The 3599-nt window shown below is 43.9% G+C and carries 3 protein-coding genes; all 3 read right to left on the bottom strand.

Annotated features, from left to right (window positions below):
* A partial coding sequence (locus tag AC37HE_RS16105) for a twin-arginine translocation signal domain-containing protein (protein WP_500784005.1) occupies window positions 1-106 on the bottom strand: 106 nt, incomplete at its 3' end.
* A gap of 83 nt (window positions 107-189) precedes the next feature.
* Complete coding sequence (locus AC37HE_RS16100) at window positions 190-2379, bottom strand: glycoside hydrolase family 43 protein (RefSeq protein ID WP_500784003.1); 2190 nt, start codon at window positions 2377-2379, stop codon at window positions 190-192.
* Between the two features lie 47 nt (window positions 2380-2426).
* On the bottom strand, window positions 2427-3395 hold the full coding sequence (locus AC37HE_RS16095; protein ID WP_500784001.1) for a glycoside hydrolase family 43 protein: 969 nt from the start codon (window positions 3393-3395) through the stop codon (window positions 2427-2429).
* Window positions 3396-3599 lie beyond the last annotated feature (204 nt).

Below are 3599 nucleotides of genomic sequence, written 5' to 3'. Positions count from 1 at the left end.
GGTTATTATCGGCCTCAACCTTCTGTCCAGCCAGAAAAGAGAAACCACAGAAACATCCTCCTGCAACACATGCCTTCTTCAAAAAACTCCTGCGGTCGTTATCCATCTTGTTTGTATTTATTTCAAATTCAAGCGCTCCTCACAGCCTTCCTGCTCAAAAAAACGGGGTGAAGGCCAATTCAGTCATCCTTAGTTCACCGGATCAATTCCTTTAAAGGTCGGTTTAACCTCCATGATATTTCCATCAGCATCAAACTCCAGCTTGTCGATACAAACCTCGCGGTGGAAACCACCCCGGCGGCCCATCTTAACACCATTCGGATAACTAAAGCGGTGGTAAACCAGGTACCATTCATCTGTTCCCGGAATCTGGATGGCCGAGTTGTGGCCTGTCGCAAAAATACCGGTCTTGTCATCACGCTGAATGACGATGTTATTTTTAGGAATTGTCAGCTTACCCAGCGGGCTGTCCGTTTTTGCCCAGCGCACTTTGTAATTCGGACTGCGAGTATCGTCTTCTGACCACATGAAATAGTAGGTCCCATTACGGTAGATCACGTAAGTTCCCTCCCGGAATGTCCCATCTATATTCATCTGTTTCAGCGTTTTCATATTGAGGGAAATCATATCATCGTTTAATTCAGCAGCAGCCATGTAGCCATTGCCCCAATACAAATATGTTTTGTTCGTCTTCGGGTCGGTAAATACGTCCGGATCAATTTCCTGTCCACGATTGACGCCAAGCGTTTTAAAATCAATCAGAGCTTTCCCGCTATCTTTGAATGGTCCGGTAGGATTATCAGCCACAGCCACACCAATTTTCTGTGCTGCTGTGAAATAATAGAAATATTTGTACTCTCCGTTAATTTTCTTTTCGACAATACACGGAGCCCAGGCGTTCCGATTTGCCCAGCTCACATCTTTGTGCAAATCAAGGATAATTCCTTCATCGGTCCAGTCAACCAGGTTATCCGAAGAAAACACCTTGAAATAGTATCCTGACCAATTTTCGAATCCATCAGTTGTTGGGTAGAGGTAATACTTACCCGTTTTTTTGGAGTACATAATTTCCGGATCAGCATAGTAGCCTTCCAGTACCGGGTTATGATCTTCCGATGCCGATACTTTATAAACTACATCACCTTTCCCCTCGATTGTGATCGTATAGTCAACCGCTCCTTTGGTGAAATCCTGTGGTCCTTCGGGGGTAATTGAAATGCCCGGAAAACATTTAAACTGTGGATCGAAAGCAGCCACATCAGTACCCCGTTTTACCGGAAGGTGAATGGTTTTGGCATCACCTTTAACATCCACATTCAACTTTTTCAATTTGGGTGAAGTCGCCTCAATCAACGGATCATCAAGAGTTCCCCATTTCGCAATCAGGCGCTTCATTTCTTTTCCGGTAATCGACAACACGGTTCCGTGACGTGGGTGAAAATTCATCGAAACCTCCTGATCAACGACTTCAAAATGTTGCAGATCGCTACTTTTAGTGAATTGATACCGACCACTGGTGTAGACGTCGTACATCAAAATATATTCATCTGAATTATTCAGTTTGAAAATACCACTACCCTCTACCTTATTGGTTTCGCAGTCCACTCGTTTGTCACTCACCAACTGATAGCCTTCAGTTAATTGATCAGAAATCGCCAGCTTGATACCGGGATTACCATCTTCTGCTTTGTGGAACAGGTAGAACTTACCTTTGTAAGGGATAATATCGGCATCGATACAGGCTTTGGTATTACTATCTGCCGGTGGAAAATACAACTGCTTTGGCGCTTCCTCCAAACCAGTGAAGTCTTTATTGGCATAGGCGTAGTAGATGATATCCGGCTGGTCACCTTGTTTCATTGAAAAGTAAACCATATACTTTCCGGTAGCCTCATCATAAATCGTTTGAGGAGCCCACACACGATTCACATCGCCAAATTGATCGGGAAACGTTTTGGGAATATTCACCACTGAAGTTTCCCAATTAATCAGGTCTGTTGATTTCATCAGGATCATCGCATAGTTGTTCCAGCCCTGCTCCGACACGTACAAATCGGTGGCAACCATATAGAAGGTTTTGCCGTCGGCACCACGCAAAATGTGTGGGTCACGAACACCACCTGATGTACTGATTTTCTTTGAGTCCAGGATCGGTTGGTTATCATTCAACGCCCGGTAGTTATAGCCATCAGTGCTCACTGCAAAATGAATGGCTTCCTCTCCTGGTCCGTTTCCGGTGAAATAGGCAAACAGGTAGCCCGAAAGCTCTTCATCTGCCGACTTTGTCGTCCCGCATGCACTCAAAAGTGCAAGAACAGTGACAAGCAGCGCTGGCCACCGAAAGCTCTTAATCGTTTTTTGTGTGTTCGTATTTTTCATTTTAGTCTCTTATCTTTTTAAATGCATTAAACTTCGCCTAATCCTTCCTATTGAAAAGACAAATCGCAGTCCCAATGTTTTGCTAAACGGTTTGCTTCATCTTTCGTTAACTGAATGACTGCGCCGTGTTTAGGCGATGAAAAATTAGTAGCTTTCATCACGCCTTCATTGAAGTGTCCCAAGTCGGTGAAATGAACAAAATCTGTCGTTTCACTAAACCCAAAGTTATGCGGATGAATACCATAAATATCATACATCAAAACCCATTTATCCTCACCTATTCGCTTCCACACATTGGGTGCTTCACAAGCCTTAGGCTCCGGATCAATCCAATCGGACTGATAAATGTAGCCTGAGTGAATCGAATCGGATACTGCCTGTTTTACTCCGGCACCACCATCGTGAGCCACATAAAACATGTGATACTTACCCTGAGCCCAGGTAATATCGGCATCAATCGTATTGATATCGTCTTTGGGATACTCAAAAATCTGTTTCGGTTCAGTCTCCAGCTTATTAAAATCGCTGTTCACATAACTGTAGACCATCACGTTTTTGCCATTTCCAAACCGGGTTGTGAAATAAAGCATCAGCTTCTTGGCGACTGGATCATAGGTGGTTTCAGGAGCCCATGCACATCCGATATTCTCCATTGAAGGAAAGGCTTTATCTACCTCCAGGTTTGTGATCTTCCAGTTGATAAGATCGGTTGATTTCATCAGCACCAAAGCATGGTTGTTTCCCCAACCATATTTGTCGCCGTCACGCTCCCACTCGGTATTGCGATAGCCTGCCTTTTTTCCAAAAATATGCAGGTCCGTCATCGCCAAATAGAAAGCACCATCCGGACCACGGTAAATGTGGGGATCGCGAATACCTTTTTGCAAGGCAATCGTATCGCCTGCAATTATAGGCTCTCCATTATTGATATCTGTAAAACGATATCCATCGGGGCTCAAGGCCATGTACAGACTATGCGTTGCATCTTTGAAATACACCAAAAGATATGCACTCATTTCCGGCTTTTTTACCACTACAGTCTTGCAGGAATAAAAACCGCCACCGGCCGCTATCAATAAGCAAAAGCCGATCAAAAGATATTTCGCTTTTTGTAGAACCGCCATTATTGTTATTTCTTTTTAGTTTGTTGATCGACCGCTTTCATCCGAATAACAGAGAAAGAATAAGCCGGCAAGCTGTATTCAAACGTCGAAGAAACT

This window comes from Mangrovibacterium sp. (genome assembly GCF_059905295.1).
Note: the sequence above shows the minus strand (reverse complement) of the source record. Positions and strands in the feature narration are given on the sequence as shown.

Excerpts from the sequence above, each read along its gene's own strand:
- AC37HE_RS16100 (WP_500784003.1), bottom strand. The coding sequence starts at position 2,379 with ATGAAAAATACGAACACACAAAAAACGATTAAGAGCTTTCGGTGGCCA.
- AC37HE_RS16095 (WP_500784001.1), bottom strand. The coding sequence starts at position 3,395 with ATGAGTGCATATCTTTTGGTGTATTTCAAAGATGCAACGCATAGTCTG.